This window comes from Dyella sp. 05T440 (genome assembly GCF_056395965.1).
The window spans coordinates 171,092-187,062 of sequence record NZ_JBFTKN010000009.1 but is presented as its reverse complement, the minus strand read 5'-3'; the positions used below and the strand labels follow the sequence as shown (position 1 = coordinate 187,062).

At 64.5% G+C, this 15,971-nt stretch carries 10 protein-coding genes; 4 read left to right on the top strand and 6 right to left on the bottom strand.

Annotation, left to right across the window (positions count from 1 at the left end; translation table 11 throughout):
• Positions 1 to 31: 31 nt before the first annotated feature.
• The 4 genes from AC1DE1_RS13590 to pgmB all read right to left on the bottom strand — a co-directional run bounded on the left by AC1DE1_RS13590 (position 32) and on the right by pgmB (position 8,497).
• Complete coding sequence (locus AC1DE1_RS13590; protein WP_477176292.1) at positions 32 to 1,477, bottom strand: sulfatase family protein; 1,446 nt, start codon at positions 1,475 to 1,477, stop codon at positions 32 to 34.
• Positions 1,474 to 2,736 (bottom strand): MFS transporter, encoded by a 1,263-nt coding sequence (locus AC1DE1_RS13585; protein ID WP_441605343.1) that lies wholly within the window; start codon positions 2,734 to 2,736, stop codon positions 1,474 to 1,476. Before AC1DE1_RS13585 ends, AC1DE1_RS13590 begins: the two co-directional genes overlap by 4 nt.
• A 79-nt stretch (positions 2,737 to 2,815) precedes the next feature.
• Positions 2,816 to 5,365, bottom strand: a complete 2,550-nt coding sequence (locus tag AC1DE1_RS13580; protein ID WP_477176291.1) for a TonB-dependent receptor — start codon at positions 5,363 to 5,365, stop codon at positions 2,816 to 2,818.
• Positions 5,366 to 5,443: 78 nt separating this feature from the next.
• Positions 5,444 to 8,497 (bottom strand): beta-phosphoglucomutase, encoded by a 3,054-nt coding sequence (pgmB, locus tag AC1DE1_RS13575; protein WP_477178427.1) that lies wholly within the window; start codon positions 8,495 to 8,497, stop codon positions 5,444 to 5,446.
• A 411-nt stretch (positions 8,498 to 8,908) separates the two neighbouring features.
• Between pgmB and AC1DE1_RS13570 the strand changes: the two genes are divergently transcribed.
• On the top strand, positions 8,909 to 9,862 hold the full coding sequence (locus tag AC1DE1_RS13570; protein ID WP_477176306.1) for a LacI family DNA-binding transcriptional regulator: 954 nt from the start codon (positions 8,909 to 8,911) through the stop codon (positions 9,860 to 9,862).
• 149 nt (positions 9,863 to 10,011) lie between these two features.
• Here the strand turns inward: AC1DE1_RS13570 and AC1DE1_RS13565 are convergent, their stop codons facing one another.
• Positions 10,012 to 11,655: a sensor histidine kinase gene (locus AC1DE1_RS13565; RefSeq protein WP_477176289.1), complete on the bottom strand. Its 1,644-nt coding sequence runs from the start codon at positions 11,653 to 11,655 to the stop codon at positions 10,012 to 10,014.
• A 296-nt stretch (positions 11,656 to 11,951) separates the two neighbouring features.
• Between AC1DE1_RS13565 and sucC the strand changes: the two genes are divergently transcribed.
• Together sucC and sucD are read left to right on the top strand one after the other, a co-directional pair.
• On the top strand, positions 11,952 to 13,115 hold the full coding sequence (gene sucC / locus AC1DE1_RS13560; protein ID WP_441605339.1) for an ADP-forming succinate--CoA ligase subunit beta: 1,164 nt from the start codon (positions 11,952 to 11,954) through the stop codon (positions 13,113 to 13,115).
• Between the two features lie 13 nt (positions 13,116 to 13,128).
• Positions 13,129 to 14,004 (top strand): succinate--CoA ligase subunit alpha, encoded by an 876-nt coding sequence (gene sucD, locus AC1DE1_RS13555; RefSeq protein ID WP_046972115.1) that lies wholly within the window; start codon positions 13,129 to 13,131, stop codon positions 14,002 to 14,004.
• 223 nt (positions 14,005 to 14,227) lie between these two features.
• On the opposite strand, the gene AC1DE1_RS13550 is transcribed toward sucD, so the two are convergent.
• Complete coding sequence (locus tag AC1DE1_RS13550; protein WP_477176288.1) at positions 14,228 to 15,127, bottom strand: LysR family transcriptional regulator ArgP; 900 nt, start codon at positions 15,125 to 15,127, stop codon at positions 14,228 to 14,230.
• Between the two features lie 195 nt (positions 15,128 to 15,322).
• Here AC1DE1_RS13550 and AC1DE1_RS13545 point away from each other — a divergent pair, with 195 nt between their 5' ends.
• A complete protein-coding gene (locus AC1DE1_RS13545) occupies positions 15,323 to 15,940 on the top strand; it encodes a LysE/ArgO family amino acid transporter (RefSeq protein ID WP_477176287.1) in 618 nt (205 codons plus the stop codon).
• The last annotated feature ends 31 nt before the right edge of the window (positions 15,941 to 15,971 follow it).

The following is a 15,971-nucleotide window of genomic DNA, read 5'->3' as shown; positions in this document are numbered from 1 at the left end:
TCCTTGTTCCATCGGGTGATCACTCGCGCGCTTAGCGGGCGGGTCCAAAAGGATTGGTGATGCCGGCCATCCACGGATCGTGCGTGGCGGTGCGCCAGCGCGCGAGCTGCGTGCGCAGGTCGGCCAGCACGTGGGCATGGCTCGCCTCGCCGGCCAGGTTCACTACTTCGTCCGGGTCGGCGTGCAAATCGTAGAGTTCTTCGTCGGGGCGATGCTCAAATGCTTCGAGCGTGCGCTTGCCCAGACGGGCGCCCGGCGTGCTCGTGATGGCCTTCCACGATGGCGATAGCGCCACGTCGCTGGCAATCGGCACGCGCAGGCTGGGCTGCAGATTCACGAAATAGCTGTAGCCCCGCGTGCGCAATGAACGGGTGGGGTAGTACTGATCGATCTCGTGGAAGGAGTGCGTGGCAAACACCTCGTCCCAGCCGCCGGGCGTTGCCTGCTCCAGGATCGGCAACAGCGAACGGCCGGGCAGCGGCAGATAGCGATAGCCCTGCGGCGGCGACACGCCGGCCCAGTCGAGGATGGTGGGCGTGATGTCGATCCAGCTAACCATCGCGTTGTTGCGGATGCCGCGACGCGTCGCCTTCGGCGCTCGAACGATCAGCGGCAGATGGATGCCTTCGTAGTAGAGATTGTCCTTGGCGCCGGGAAACGGGCGGCCGTTGTCGGACAGATAGATCACCAGCGTGTCGTCGGCGTGCCCCGAGGCCTGCAGTTCGCGCAGCAGGATGTCCACGCCGCTGTCCATCCGGCTCACCGCTTCGTAGTACTGGGCGAGGTCCTCGCGCACGCCCGGCAGGTCCGGCAGATGCGAGGGAATGGTCACCTCCTGCGGCCGATAGCGCATGCGCTGAACTTCCGGCCAGTCGCGCGTGTTGCCGAACTGCGAGGCATCGCCGGCGCGATGCGGGTCGCTGTAACCGATGGTAAGAAAGAACGGCTTCGCACCCTGAGCGCGCATCCACTGCCCGGCGGCATGCCCCATGGCGGCCACGTCGCGGTTACCCGCTTGCTCCGGCAATAGCCACGCATCGTAGGCAAGTGCGGCCTCCGGCTTCACATGCAGCTTGCCCACCAGCGCAGTGGCGTAGCCGTGCTGCTTGAGCATCCACGGCAGCGTCTTGACGTCTTCCAGCAGCGAGAAGTTGTGTACGTCGTGCGCCAGGCCGTACATGCCGTTGGTATGCGAGTACAGGCCCGTATACAGCGTCGAGCGGCTGGAGCTGCACGACGACACCGAGGCATAGGCATCGGTGAACAAGGTACCTTCGCGTGCCAGCCGATCAAGTGCGGGTGTATGAACTGCCGTCCCCACGCCGGACATGTCGTAACCGTGGTCATCAGCGACGATCAGAAGGACGTTGCGTGCACCCGTCGTCCGGTTGCCAGCGGCTGCCGTCCACTTCGATGTCAGCGCGGCTCCCGCCGCCACCACGCCCGACGCCAGGAACTGGCGGCGCGTGAAACTCACGCCGCACCCTCCGGTGCCAGCAAGGCGGGCAGCGCCGATCGGTCGGTTTCGCGCTTGAAGAAGAACAGCGTCACCAGGATCAGCGTCATCGGCACCAGCGAAAAATAGAACGCGTGGATGCCGCCGAAGTTGGTGAAGACGATGGCAGTGATGCGCGAACCCAGCGTGCCGCCCAGCGCGGAGAAGATCACGATAAGGCCGGTCATGGCCGCGTGCGAGGGCTTGGGCAGCGAGCTCAAGGCCACCGAATTGATGACCGGGTAGATCGGCGCCATCAGCAAACCGATCAGCGGGATCAGGTAGGCAGCGACAGGCGCGTTGAACCAACCCACCTCCGTGCCAGTCGCGGGATGGCTCGCCAATGGAAGTACCAGCAGGATCAATGCGCCCATGCCCACCACGCACAGATTGAGCAGCACGTGCCACGACATCCGGCGCAGCAGCTGCCCGGCAAGAATGCGACCCAACGCCGTCGCGCCGGCCAGGATGCTCGCCATCTGGATGCTCATCGCATTGGGCAGCTTGAGGATCTCGTTGTTGAATGTCGGCAGCCACGTGCTGAAGCTCTGTTCAATCAGCACGTAGAGAAACGCCGACAGCAGGAAGACGTACACCAGCGTGCGCATCAGCAGTCGATACATGTCGCGCATGGCCTGCACCAGCGACAGCGGCGAGCCGCCATGGGCTGCCGTTTCATCCAGCTGTGCGCCCGACAGCAGCGCAATGGTGCCGAAGCACATCAGGGCCAGCACCCAGTACACGTTGAACCAGGATGGGTTGGCCGGGTTGCCGTGGTCGATGAACGCGCTGAACAGCCAGCCGCTGGCCAACACGCCCAGCATGAACAGCCCTTCGATAGTATTGGTGAGTCGACCATGCTCGGCCTTGCTGTCAGTCAGCAGGCCGATGGAGGAATACACGGCCACCTTCGCCAGCGCGAACGACACGCCGACGCAGGTGAACAATAATTCGGTGGTGTGAAAACTCGGCAGCAGCGGCATCAGCACGCAGGCGCTGCCCACGATGCCCAACGCCAGCATCATCGCGCGACGGTAACCCAGCCGTGGCAGAAACGAGGCCACCAGGAACGAGGTGAGGGCGATCGGCAAGTCCTTGAACAGTTCCAGCAGGCTGGCCTGCGGCTTGTCGATACCGAAGGTGTGGATGGACTGCAGGATCACCGTGCCGACACTGTTGAGCAGTATCGCGAACACCATGTAAATCGTCGCCAACGCCACGACCATGCGGAACCGGTTCATGCACACCTCGTAATGAGGTTTAAAAAGGTCCCGGTCCGCCGCACTAGTGGCGGACCGGGACAGTCGAGGGAAGTGCTCTTTAGAACTTGTACTTGACCTGCAGGTTGACCTCGCGACCTTCGATCGAGCGCGCCAGAATCACGCCGTTGGTGCTGGCGAAGCCGAACAGGCGCGAGTTGCCCTCCGTCACGCCGATCTCGTTGGTCAAGTTAGTGCCTTGCAGGTTCACCTGCCAGCTCTGGCCGATGTTGGCCGTGGCGCCGAAGCTCCAGCTGTAGTAATCGCCCAGCGGCTGCTGTTCGATCAGGTCGCCGTAGCGATTGCCCACGTACTCATAGGTGATCCAGAACTTCATGCTGCCGAACGAGGTGGGGAAGTCGTACGACGGCGTCAGGCGGCCCTGGAACTTGGGCTGGCGCTGCAACTGCATGCCATCGAGGCTGGCGCAGGCCTCGGTGCCATCCTGCGTCATATAAGGCGTGCAGGCGGCGCTGTGGGTGTAGTGGCCGTCCATGTAATCGCCGCTGAGGGCGAGCTGGAAGCCGGGAGCGTTCGGGATCGGCTTGAGCACCGTGGTGAAGTTGATGCCCTTGGTGGCCGAGCCGTAGTCGAACGAGAACTGCTGGCCATTGCCCTGGGTGATCGTGTACGGCACGTTGTAGAACAGCTTGCGGTACGCGTTCACATCCAGGTACACCCAGTCCGCCTGGTATTTGTAACCCACTTCCATATTGTGGATCTTGTTGATCGGTTGGCTGGGCAGGCCGCGCAAGTCATCGAAACCCGGGAAGTGCACGCCGTCGTTGATACGGGCGTACACGCTCATATTGCTCTGGATTTCGTAGTTGGCGCCGATGGTCCACGAAGGCGCGGTCTTGGCGTAGTTGATGTAGTTGTTGCCGCCCACCACGTACTGCGAGTTGTTGTTGTAGAGCGTGGTCGGGTTGTTGTCCAGATCGCCCGTGGCAGTGTTCTGGATGCGGCCATTGGCTTCCTGGCGCTCCACGCGCACGCCGGCGTCGAACAACCACTTGTCGAGCTTCCACGAGTCGGTGAGGAAGAAGGCGGTGTTGAAGCCGTTCCACGCCTCACGAATGGCCGTGGACGGGCCGCTCACGAAACCACCCGGGCTGGACAGCACATCGCCATTGCTCAGCGACACAGCGATCGGGCTGGGGTTGTTCTTCGCCTGCAGCAACATGTTGTTGCCCAGGAACCAGGTGTCGTGATCGTTGTAGACCGCGGTGTAGTTGCCCACGGTCAGCGTGTTGCCGTCGAAGATTTCCTTGCTGATGTGGAACTCGTTGGTGGCGCCCTGGATGCGCTTGTGCACATACCACAGGCCTTGCGTGGTCACGTTCTGGTTCATGTCCGCCGCCTGGCCGTTGTTGGTGTACACGGCAGTGGCGGTGGTGCCGGCAGGAAGGCCGTTGGCGGTGATCTGGTCGTCGATATAGCTGCTCAGCGTCTGCGGGTTGGCGCCCGTGCTGAAGAAGGCGGTCGTGTTCATCTGGCCGCCGGTGAAATTGAACTTGTCCGAGACGTTCCAGTTGTCGCCAAAGGTCAGGTCCAGATTGCCGCCCACGGAGAAGATGTCCGCACCGCGGCCGTCGGCCAGGTTCACGTGCTGGCCGCCGGGCTGGCAGCCGGCCGTGTTGCAAGGCGTGGTCTGCAGGAAGTTGTACTGATCGGCCTTGCTGCCGAAGGTGCCGGTGAGCGCATCGAAGCCGGGGTAGTTTTCAAACTGGCCGCGGCCCGGATTGAGGATCGGCGTATCGGTGACGAACTGGTTGTGGTCCTTCAGGTCGCGCGCATAGAACATGATCGAGCCGCTGTCGCCGAAGTTGTGCGTCAAGGTGGCAGTGAGCTGGCCACCCTTGTCGGCATCGAACTGCGGATCGCGCACGCCGTCGGACTTGCGCCAGAAACCGCCGACGCTGCCGTACCAGCCATCGGCGATCTTGAAGCCGTAGAAGCCGTCCAGGCGCACCAGCCCTTCCGAACCGTAGGTGACGCCGACATCACCGCTGGGCGTATCAGTGCCTTCGCGCAGGATGAAGTTCGCGGTGAGGCCGGGCTGGCCATTGCCGTACAGCACGGCCGGGCCGCCGAGCACGAATTCGGCGTGGTCGATGGTGTCGTCCAGACGGAACATCGAGGAGTTTTCCATGAACGACAGCGTCGGCATGGGATACAGCGGCGAACCATTGAGCTGGAAGGTCACGAACGGAGCATCGCCACCGCCCGGGAAGCCGGCAACTTCGATGTTCGCACCGGTCTGGCCGCCCGAGGATTCCGGAAACACACCCGGCGCCATCTTCAGCAGGTCAGCGGAGCTCTTGGGATTGAATTCGCGAATCTGGTCGAGCGTGGCAGCGGTGACCGAGTACGAGGTGTCGATCTTCTTCAGGCCGCCCGCCGCGGCGGTGCCGGTGACCACCACCTGGTCGAGATTGGTGGCGTTCTTCTGGTTGGCCGCCGGAGCGGCTGGCGCTGCCGATGGACCTTGGGTCTGTGCCGGCGGAGTCTGCGCTGCGGGTGCCGCATCCTGCGCGTGCAGAGAACTGGCGACGAGCAAAGCAGCAATGCTGGTGGCAAGCAGCCTACGAGTCATGCGTTGCGTGTTCATGGTGTTTCCTCCCCATCAAAGAAAAGCAGTTGTAGTGTTTCTTAGGAGTGGTACTGCACGCTGTCAGAAGGGTCCTGATCAGTGGTTCGACACGGCCTCCGCCGCCGTTCCCGGAACGGTCGGTGGTCGGTTGAGATAGCGCTGGATATCGAACGCATCGATACCCGCCAAAATGTCCTCGGCACGCGCAAGCACGGTGGCATCGCCGACACCCACGGCACGCATGCCGGCGGCCAGGATGCTGTCGACGCCGGCAGCGGCATCCTCCACGCCGAGGCAGGCTTGCGCTGCGACGCCAAGACCCGATGCCGCCGTCAGAAAGATTTCCGGATGCGGCTTGGAGTGCGTGATGCGCGACGCATCGACCACATAGTCGAACAGTTCGGCGATGCCCAGCCGCTCCAGCAGCAGCGGGGCATTGCGGCTGGCCGATGCCAGTGCGGTGCGCAGGCCTGCCGCGCGCACGCTTTCCACGGCATGACGTGCGCCGCTCAGCAATTGTCCCGGGCCGAAGCAGTCGATCTGTGCGACGTAGTAGTCGTTCTTGCGGTCTTCCAGTACGCGTTTCTCGCGCTCGGAATAGGCGTGCGGCGCACGCTCCAGCAAAATCTCGAGCGAACCGCGGCGGTCCACGCCTTTCATGCGTTCGGCGATGTGTTCGTCGAACGGCGCGCCGATGTCGTGCGCCAATTGTTCCCATGCAGCGCGATGCACCACGGCGGTATCGGCGATCACGCCGTCAAGGTCGAAGATCACGGCCTGCAGCGGCGCTTGCTCGAGTGCGCGATGCGGCATCGAGATCGATTCGCCATGGCGCAGGCGCACCGGCTCACCGGCATGGCTGAAGCGCACGCTGTCGCCGCGCGTGACGGTGTAACGCACGCCGGTGCGATCCACTTCCACGCGAAGATGACCCTGCTGCCAGGCGACGCCAAAGCGATAGCGGTGCCAGGCGTCGGGCAGTTGCGGGCGCAGGCGCAGTTCGCTGTTCACCACGCGCATGCCGCCGTATCCCCAGGCCAGCGACAACCAGCTGCCGGCCATCGCGGCCATGTGCAGTCCGTGCGCGGCATTGCCGTGCAGATCGTCCAGATCCACGCGCAAGCTGTCCTGGAAGTAGCGCCAGGCCTTTTCGGTTTCGCCCACTTCCGCGCCCATCACGCCGAAGGTGGAGGCGGACAAGGTCGAGTCGTGCACGGTGACGCCTTCGTAATAGTCGAAGTTGCGTCGCTTGGCGGCGAGGCTGACCTCATCGCCGGCGAGCATCAGCGCGAGCAGCGCATCGGCCTGCTTGGCGACCTGGTGGCGATAGATGGTGAGCGGATGCAGTTCCAGCAACAGCGGACGCTTGCCTTCGCCGTCCGCGTGCGCCGGCATGCGCGGCTTGTCGAGGAAGGTGTCGTCCTGCGGAAAGATGCCGAGCTGCGCATCTTCGGCCAGATACATCAGCTCCGCGGCACGCTGCCACTGCATGATCTCGAACGATTCCAGGCCGATGCGGCGGGCCAGTTCCGCGTAGGTATCCGGCGCCGAGCCGGCCAGCCAATGCGCCACCGCAGCCGCGTCGCGCAGATGTCGTTGCGCCATGCGGTTGGTGTAATGGTTGTTGTCGACCAGCGCGGTGTATTCGTCGGGACCGGTCACGCCATGGATGCAGAACGCCCCGCCGCGACGCGGATTGAAGTGGCCGATATCCAGCCATATGCGCGCCGTTTCGAACAGCATCTCGGCGCCAACGTCGCGCAGAAAGGCGTCGTCGCCGGTGGCATCCACATAGTGGCGGATCGCCCAGGCCACGGCGGCGTTGATGTGGTACTGCGCCGAGCCGCTGGGAAAATACGCGGAGCACTCGTCGCCGCTGATGGTGCGCCACGCATACAGCGCGCCGCGGGCGTGGTTGAGTTCGCGTGCATGGGCGCGGGCGCGCTCCAGCGTGCCGTGGCGGTACATCAGCATGCTGCGCGCCACATCGGGTGCAAGCGCGACCATCGCCGGCAGCATGAAGACCTCGGCATCCCAGAAGTAGTGGCCTTCGTAGCCTTCGCCGGTGAGGCCCTTGGCCGCAGTGGTGCCCTGGCCATCGCGACTGCTGGACTGGAACACGTGGAACAGGTTGAAGCGCAGCGCCTGTTCGGTGGCCGGATCGCCATCGATGGCCAGATCGGCGTTATGCCACAGCTGTGCGAGTGCCTGGGTCTGGCGCGCAAGCAGGGCGTCGTAACCTTGCGTGCTCGCTTGCGAGAGTGCGCTGGTGGTGCGCGCTAGCAGTTGGGCGTCGGTGTCGTCGTCCTCGGGCTGCGTCCAGGCGTAAGCGACATATTTTTCGAACGACACCGATTGACCCGGCGCCAGCTCGCCTTCGAACACCTGCATCACGCCATGCTGCGCGAGATTGGCCAGGCGAAAGCCCAGGCTGTCATCGATGATCGCGTGCTGCTGCATGCACGCCACGCGGATGTTGCTGTGGGCGGTGCGCTGAAGCACGTGGGCGAGCAGGTCGCCCGCTGCCGCGTCGATACTGGCCAGGCCGCCGTCCACGCGCGTGCCGATGCGCGGGTCGTCGCCTTGTTCGGTGGCGTGGCGTGCCGTGCTGATGCAGGACTCCAGCGTGATCGGCCCGGAGTAGTCGATCGACTGCACGCGATAACGGATCGCCAGCAGGGCGGCGCTATCGAAACTGACGATGCGTTCGGCATCGATCAGCAAGGTCGCTCCGTCGGGCGAGCGCCAGCGCAACTGCCGGCGATAACTGCCGCTGCGCAAGTCCAGGGCTCGCTCGAAGTGCAGCCACTCGCCGTCGCCAAGGCGTACCGGCGTGTCTCCAAGGCGCAGATGGATGCGCGTGCCGTCGGCGACCGGAATGCGGGTGTCGGTATGGGCGGCGAAACCGGGAAAACGCTCGTGATACTCGATCGGCGTGCGTTCCCAGGCGCCAGCCAGGAAACAGGCCTGGCTCGGGCTGTCGCCTTCCTCCAGTCCGCCGCGCACGCCCAGCGCGCCGTTGGAAAGGGCGAACAGGCTTTCATCCTGCGCGAAACCGGCAGGATCGGCGTTCTCACGGGTGACCACCCAGGCGTCGCGCAAAGCACGGCCAAAGGGCGGCAAGACCTGCGCCGTTTCTGGTTGATCCAACGTCTCTCTCCGCTCTTATTTTCTGCTTTTTGGCGGGACCACTAGAGGCGTGGACCAGCCTGGCTTTTTGGTGTGCGGGCGGAGCTTCGCAGCAAATGTTATCGATATCAAGATATCGATAACATTTGCTGCGGCACAACATCGTTGCGCCTGAAATCGATCTCATGGATGGTGTGTTGCGAGCGCAAGGTCTTGCGCCACCGAAAGAGCGCGTGCCGGCTGGGCAAGAGGTAGGGGAGCGATGTTTCCATACGGTGTTGGACGTTGGCAGTGCAAACCACGACACTGTCGGGGTTTGCCAAGGTTGGCCGTCGTGCGGATGCCGTGCGATCGCTCACAAGACATTGGGGCCAGGTCTTGAGTCGTCAGCAAAAGAATCGCCAGGGCGCCACGCCTTCCGCCAGTCTGACCATGGCGGATCTGGCGAAGGTGGCCGGGGTATCCAAGATCACCATCTCGCGGGCGCTCAGCGACAGCCCGCTGGTGCAGCGCGAGACCCGCGAGCGCCTGCAGGCGCTCGCGCACGAGCTCGGCTACAAGCTCAATGTGAGCGCGCGCAACCTGCGCCTGCGCCGCAGCCATACGGTTGCGGTGATCGTGGAAATGAAGCCTTCCCACGACCGCACCATGCTTGATCCCTATCCGCTGATCCTGCTCGGCGGCATCTCCCAGGAACTGACCGAGCACGGCTACAGCGTGCTGCTGACCACCCGCCAGGGTGCGACGGCTGCCGCGGTGCAGGCGGCCGATGGCCTCATCCTGCTCGGCCAGGGCTCACGCCAGGACGCGGTGCGCCGCTTCGACAAGCTGGGCCTGCCGATGGTGGTGTGGGGCGCCCCGGGCGACGAACACGTCGTGGTGGGCAGCGACAACCGCCAGGGCGGCCGCGTGGTGGCGGAACACTTCATTCGTCTGGGTCGCCGCAATCCCGTATTCGTGGGCAACCCCAATCACCCCGAGATCTTCGAGCGACTCAACGGCTTCGTGGATGCGCTGGCCGCGCATGGCATCAAGCCGCTGCTGATACGCCGCGACGAATTCACCCTGGCCTCGGGCGGCGACGCCATGCATTCGCTGATGGATCGCGGCGTGCCCTTTGATGCGGTATTTGCCTGCAGCGACCTGTTGGCCATGGGTGCGATCCGCGCGCTCAACACGCTTGGCCGCAGCGTACCCGGCGACGTGTCGGTGGTGGGTTACGACGATATGCCGCTGGCCGCGAGCTTCCTGCCGCCGCTGAGTTCGGTGCGACAGGACTGGCAGGAAGGCGGCACCCTGCTGGCGCGCAAGGTGCTGGCGCTGATCGGCGACGAGCCGGAGCAATCGGAAACGTTGCCGGTGGAGTTGATCGTCCGCGAGACGTGATCGCACGCCTCGGTTCTCCGTTCTCTTTTTTTTGTAGGAGCGCACTTGTGCGCGACCGCAGCGCTTCGTCGATGCCTCATCGCGGGATGGTCGCGCACAAGTGCGCTCCTACAGAGAGCTGGGCCGAGGTTCGGCCAAATGTTGCAGACTCAGCCGGCCGCTGCTGTGTCCCCAGTCGCCTTGCCCACACGCGCCGGCGTCAACACCAGTCGGAAGCAACTACCGCCGCCCGCCACACGCACATATTCCAGCGAGGCCTGATTCGCCTCACTCATCTGGCGCGCGAGATAAAGACCCAGGCCAGTCCCATATTCGTGCGTCGTATAAAACGGCTCGAAAATCTGCGCGGCGACCTTGGGCGCAATGCCCGGACCGCGATCGATCACTTCGAGTATCGGCACGCCATGTTCGCCATGACGCGCCACCACCATCACGCGCGCCGGTTCGCCTGGCATGCGTCCATAACGCAGCGCGTTCTGCACGAGATTCCACACCACCTGCTGCAACTGCTGCGGATCGGCCACGGCCGCCACCGGCGTGCTGGCCTGGATCACGCGCAGCGAATCCTCGCCAAGGTCGTTGCCCTGGCGGTATTCGTCCACAAACTGGTTGGCCCAGGTGCCCAGGTCCAGCGTTTCCGGGCGTGAGCGTTCGCGCCGCGACAACTGCAGGATGTTCTCGATGATCTCGTTCAATCGCACGCAGTGGTTGTTGATGATCTCCACCATGCGCTGGTCGGTGGGCGGCAGGTCTTCGGACTCGGCCAGCAGCTGCGCGGAATAGCGGATCGCCGCCAGCGGATTGCGGATTTCGTGGGCGATCGAAGCCGACAACCGACCCAGCGAACTGAGCGTGAGCTCCTCGGCGCGACGCGACACCAGCGAGGTGTCGTCCAGGAAGATCAGCACGTGCGAATCGTCGTTCGGCGCCAGTCGGCTGAAGCGCGGCACCACTTCGGGCACGCCGTCGGCCAGCTGGGTGGCGGACTCGTCCAGCTTGCCCGAGGTCATCCAGTGGTACAGGCGGCGCGAGAGTTCCGGCGCCACGCGGCCCAGGTCGCGTTGGTCGGCGGCGGGATTGCCCAGCAGCATCCAGGCGGACTCGTTCATCTGGTGGATGCGGTTGGCATCGTCCACCAGCAGCACGCCCGTCTTCATGCGACGGATGATCAGCTCGTTGACCTGGGCCAGGTTGGCCAGGTCCACGCCGCGCTGTTCGGCCAGTGCCTCACTGGCGCGGATCTGCCGGCTCAGCACGTAGCACAGCATGGTGATGGCGAAGTAGGCCAGGCCGAACAGGCTCGATTCGAGCAGCTCGCGGTCCATGCCGCCCTGGCCCCGGGCTTCGAGCACCGAATGGCCAATCACGCCAAGGGTGGCCAGCGCCGCAAAAAAACACGAAAGCCGCAATGGCAGGATTAGCGCGCCGGCGGCTAGGTTTACCGCCAGCATCATGGCGATGCCGATGCGGGCGTCGTGCATGGTGATGATGGCCAGCACCGCCGCGATGATGTCCACCACCAGGGCGCCGGACACCGTCCAGCGCAACCAGGGCGTGGAGCGGCGGGTCAGCGAGAGCATGCCCAGCGCGAACAGCAGGAACAGCACCGCCACGCCGCGGGCCAGGCCGACATCCGCCAGCTTGGGCCAGCCCAGGGTGCTCGGGCTCAGGGCCAGACCCACGTAGACCAGGGCCTGGGCCAGGCGGAAACAATTGAGGAACAACAGCTCGTGGCGCGCCGCCTCGGGGGCGGTGCGCGCGGCGGGGTAGGCAGGCTGGATGGTGCTCGACACCGGGTCTCTCTCAGTCGGCCCAAAGGCGGTCCGGACCAGTATAGACGGGGCTTTGGAGACTTGCGGGCGGCCCCGCTCAAGCAGGGTCCGATAGCCCCCAGGCCGCCCGGCCCCTTTCCATTGGTGGCCGCTGCTGCGAAAATACCGGGCCGTATTGCGCGGTTTTCGTCATGTCGACAGGCCTGACGGCGGCGCACTGCATCCCGGCAGCGCTTGTACCGCCGTCGTTCCCCTGACCGTACGGATCACCCACAGTCCGTCCGGCCGCCATGTTTCCCCGTACTCTCGAGGTATCCATGAATTTCCACGAGTACCAGGCCAAAGAATTGTTCGCGAAGTACGGCATTGCCGTGCCCCCGGGCAAGGTCGCCAACTCTCCCGATGCCGCTGTCGACGCCGCCAAGCACCTTGGTGGTTCGCAGTGGATGGTCAAGGCACAGATCCACGCAGGCGGCCGCGGCAAGGCCGGCGGCGTCAAGTTCTGCAAGAGCCTCGACGACGTGCGCGCAGCTGCCAAGGGCATGCTGGGCACCAACATGGAAACCTACCAGTCGGCCGGCCGTGCGCTGCCGGTGAACCTGGTGCTGGTCACCGACGCGACCAACATCGCCAAGGAGCTGTACCTGTCGATCCTGACCGATCGTGACAGCAAGTCGGTCTCGTTCATCGCCTCCAAGCACGGTGGCGTGGACATCGAGCAGGTCGCCAAGGACACGCCCGAAGACATCCACACCATCGTGGTGGACTTCGTCGAAGGCCTGCAGCCCTACCAGTGCCGCCAGCTCGGCTTCGCCATGGACCTCAACGCGAAGCAGGTCGGCCAGCTGACCAAGATCATGCTGGGCCTGTACAAGCTGTTCAACGAGAAGGACCTGGCCCTGGTCGAGCTGAACCCGCTCGCCATCCTCGAAGACGGCAACCTCGCCGCCCTCGACGGCAAGGTCAACTCCGACGACAACGCCGAGTTCCGTCATCCCGACCTGGCCGCCATGCGCGACCTGACCCAGGAAGACGCTGCCGAGGCTGCTGCCGTCGTGCACAACCTCAACTACGTGACGATGGACGGCACCATCGGCTGCATGGTCAACGGCGCCGGTCTGGCCATGGCCACCATGGACGTGATCCAGCTGGCAGGCGGCGAGCCGGCCAACTTCCTTGACGTCGGCGGCGGCGCCACCAAGGAACGCGTCACCGAGGCGTTCAAGCTGATTCTTTCCTCCGACAAGGTGAAGGCCATCCTGGTCAACATCTTCGGCGGCATCGTGCGTTGCGACCTGATCGCCGAAGGCATCATCGCGGCCGTGAAGGAAGTGGGTCTGAAGATCCCCGTGGTGGTGCGCCTGCAGGGCACCAACGTGGAGCTGGGCCGCGAACTGCTCGCCAACTCCGGCCTGGCGATCACGCCGGCCAACGATCTCAACGATGCGGCGCAGAAAGCCGTGGCTGCGGCCAAGGCCTGAGGAGCAAAGATCCATGAGCGTTCTCGTCAATAAGAACACCAAGGTCCTGGTACAGGGCTTTACCGGCCAGCAGGGCACCTTCCACGCGCAGCAGGCGCTGGACTACGGCACCAAGGTTGTCGGCGGCGTGACCCCGGGCAAGGGCGGCAGCGAGCACATCGGTCTGCCGGTCTTCAATTCGGTCTCCGAAGCGGTCGATGAAACCGGCGCCGATGCGTCCGTCATCTTCGTGCCGCCGCCGTTCGCGGCCGACTCGATCCTCGAAGCCATCGATGCCGGCATCAAGGTCATCGTGGCGATCACCGAGGGCATCCCGGTGCTGGACATGCTGCGCGTGAAGAACGTGCTGGCCCAGCATCCGGAAATCGTGCTGATCGGGCCGAACTGCCCCGGCATCATCACCCCGGGCGAGTGCAAGATCGGCATCATGCCGGGTCACATCCACATGCCGGGCAAGGTCGGCATCGTCTCGCGCTCCGGCACGCTGACGTACGAATCGGTGTTCCAGACCACCAACGAAGGCCTGGGCCAGTCCACCGTGATCGGCATCGGCGGCGACCCGATCAACGGCCTGAGCTTCATCGACTGCCTGAAGTTGTTCCAGGACGATCCGCAGACCGAAGGCATCATCATGGTCGGCGAAATCGGCGGCAGCGCTGAAGAAGACGCCGCCGAGTTCATCGGCGAGTACGTCACCAAGCCGGTCGTCTCGTTCATCGCCGGCGCCTCGGCTCCTCCGGGCAAGCGCATGGGCCATGCCGGCGCCATCATCTCGGGCGGCAAGGGCACCGCAGCGGCGAAGTTCGCCGCGCTGGAGAAGGCTGGCGTCACCACGGTGAAGTCGCCCGCCGATCTGGGCAAGACGCTTGCGGGCTTGATGAAGAAGTAATCGAGTCTTTTCGATCGAGCGAAGAAGGGCCGCAGCGATGCGGCCCTTTTTCTTTGGATAGCGTCCTGCACCACCTCGTGTGACACCGCATCTGTGGGAGCGCACCCTGTGCGCGACAGCGCTGCCTACATCGCGCGGCTTCCGGCCTGCGCAGGCCATGCTCTGATTGCGATGCACCGCAGTCGCGCACAGGGTGCGCTCCCACAAAAATCGGACCGCGGGATTACCTCCGCTGACGCAGTCCATCCTGCGCAGCGCGCAACAACGCCTCCGTCACCGTCGCCAGCGTCGCCGAACGAATCGACCAGCACTGCCAGTACAACGGTACGTCGAGCCATTGATTGGGCGCTATTGGCTTGAGCGTGCCGGCCGCAAAATGCTTGGCCAGCATCGACTCCGGCGCCATCGCCCAGCCAAGCCCCAGCTCGGCGCCTTCCACGAAAGCTGTGGACGAGGGCACGTAATGCATCGGCGGCACCATGCGGGCGCGGGTGACGCTGTGGATATAACGCCACTGCAAGGCATCCTTGCGGTTGAACACCAGCATCGGCGCATGGCCGAGAGATGCTGCGTTGACCCCGCTGGCGAAGTGACGCTTCACGAATGCCGGCGAAGCGACCGGCAGATAGCGCATCACGCCGAGCTTCTTCACGCTGCAGCCCTGCACGGCTTGCGGCTCGGCCGTGATGGCGCCCAGCACGGTGCCGTCGCGCAACAGATTGGTGGAATGGTCCTGATCCTCCACGCGCACGTCGAACAGCAGCTGGTGGCGATCGTGCAGCTGCGCCAGAGCGGCGAGAAACCAGGTCGCCAGCGAGTCGGCATTGACGCCGATGGCGACCGTGGTCGGGCCGGCGCTGTCCGGGCCGACCCGGAATTCGTTCAAGGTCTCCGCTTCCAGCATGCGCATCTGCTGCACGCTGCGCAGCAGGCGTTGGCCGGCCTCGGTCGCTTCGCTGGGCGTGTGCCGCAGGATAAGCACTTGGCCCAGCCGATCCTCCAGCGCCTTGATGCGTTGGGAAATGGCCGAGGGCGTGAGCGACAGGCGCTGCGCGGCGCCGTCGAAACTGCCTTCTTCGAGGACGGCGGCGAAGGCGGCGAGTTGGGGATTGAGCAGGCTCATGCGGGCACCACGCTGGATATCTGTTGTGGGAGCGCACCCTGTGCGCGACAGGCCCGCAATAAGCCTCGAGGCATGGCCGTCGCGCACAGGGCGCGCTCCCACAGTGGCATTAGGGCGATTAAAGTAAGTTAAGAATATTTAGTTTTACTGTCCAAGACGTCTACGCCAAAGTAGCCGTCTTTTCGGAGTATCCCCATGATTTCCACGGCCTGCCTGGCCGGCCTCGCCACAGGCGCGGGGCTGATCATCGCCATTGGTGCGCAAAACGCCTTCGTCCTGCGGCAAGGCCTGCAGCGGCACTACGTGGGCGCCGTGGTGAGCGTATGCATCCTTGCCGACGTCGGCCTGATCCTGCTGGGCGTGGCGGGCATGGGCCTGATCGTGCAGCAACATCCCAGCTTGTTGCAGTGGCTGCGCTTTGCCGGCGCGGCGTTCCTGGCGGGTTATGGCGCCATGGCGTTGCGGCGCGCGTGGCAGGGCGAAAGCGGACTGCAGCCAGCCGGTGATGGCGCGCAGAGCCGGGGCCGCGTGGTGCTGGCCTGCCTGGCGTTCACCTTGCTCAATCCGCACGTCTACCTGGATACGGTGGTGCTCCTCGGCAGTCTTTCCACCCATTACGACGACGGCGCGCGATGGCTCTTTGCTGGCGGCGCAGCGACGGCCAGCGTGATCTGGTTCCTCGCGCTGGGCTACGGCGCGCGTCTGCTGCTGCCGGTGTTCCGCAGCCCGCTGGCCTGGCGCGTCTTCGATGTGGCGATCGCCGTATTCATGCTGACGCTGGCCGTCGTTCTGCTGCGACAGCCCGTGGCCTGACTCGCAGGCGGTACCGCCCGGCGGTGGGCCA